Source organism: Empedobacter sp. GD03861, from assembly GCF_029840885.1.
GTDB lineage: Bacteria > Bacteroidota > Bacteroidia > Flavobacteriales > Weeksellaceae > Empedobacter > Empedobacter falsenii_B.
The window spans coordinates 1-1204 of the sequence record NZ_JAOCDJ010000089.1 but is presented as its reverse complement, the minus strand read 5'-3'; the positions used below and the strand labels follow the sequence as shown (position 1 = coordinate 1204).

The 1204-nt window shown below is 33.0% G+C and carries 2 protein-coding genes; both read left to right on the top strand.

Features of this window, described 5'->3' with window-relative positions; all coding sequences use genetic code 11:
* Positions 1–187 precede the first annotated feature (187 nt).
* Entirely contained in the window at positions 188–1039 is an 852-nt protein-coding gene (locus N5D03_RS14845) for a tyrosine-type recombinase/integrase (RefSeq protein WP_219035438.1), read from the top strand.
* Positions 1017–1204, top strand: a 188-nt coding sequence (locus N5D03_RS14840; protein ID WP_280052108.1) for a hypothetical protein, incomplete at its 3' end; no start/stop codon positions are given. The genes N5D03_RS14845 and N5D03_RS14840, both read left to right, overlap by 23 nt.

Genomic DNA, 1204 nt, shown 5'->3' with positions numbered 1-1204 from the left:
CACTGAAACAATAGGGAACAATCTTGGAACAATTAATTTAGACTTAACTATCTAGTTTCTAATATCTAAAATCTAACATCTATACTATTGTTCCATGTTCCAAAAGTAGACAACCTCAAATCTAACGAAGTGATTCGTAAACACCATAAGAAACAATAAAAACAATGTGAACAAACCCGTCATAGTTATGCAAGATATACTCGATGAATTTAGAACAGAATTACAACAATTAGGCTATTGTAAAACAGTGGTTAATCATTATCCAAAGTACGTCAAAGCCCTGTTTGAGCATTCTCACGAACTTATTTACACGATTGAAAGTCATCACATTGAAGCTTTTTATTTTCATTTGAAAACTGTAATCAGTAGCCGAAGAAAAAAGCCGTTGAGTAACAGTTATATTCATACACAACTCTTTGCGATTCGCTTATTCTTTGCCTATTTATTGCGTACAAAACAGCTGATTAAAACGCCTTATACCTTAAAAATCAAACGTTCGACTTATAAAAGTCGAGCCGTTTTAAGTGTAGAACAAATCGCACTACTCTACAGCAATTGCATCAATTTAGAAGAAACAATGATTTTAAACCTGTGTTATGGTTGTGGATTAAGACGAACAGAGGTTGAAAGGCTATGTGTAGAAGACATTCATTTAAGTGAAAAACGCTTATATGTTCGCAGTGGAAAAGGAAAGAAAAGACGTGTTATTCCGCTTACAACAAAGCTTGTAGAAGATTTTAAACTGTACCAGGATAAAACCAAAAACAGACGAAATGATGAATCCATTTTACTACTTAATTCAAACGGAAAACCAATGAGCGGAAACAAAATTTATACGGTTTTTTGTCGTGTTTTAACTCGATGTGGATTAGATAAACAGGGATTTAGCTTACATAATTTACGCCATAGTATTGCATCTCATTTACTTGAAAATGAAATGACCGTGGAAATGGTTCGGGATTTTTTAGGGCATGATTTACTGCGTACCACTCAAATTTACACTAAAATTAAGCCGTATGACTTTAGAAAATTATCTTGAAAATCAGTTGAATAAAAGTACCATTAGCAATTATTTATATGAAATCAATCGGTTCAAAAAATACGCTCCTAATCACGAAAAATGTCACTATCCACAGCTGATGCAGTACATTGGTTTTTTACGGAATTATTATCAACCTAAAACCATTAAACGTGTGGTGTATGC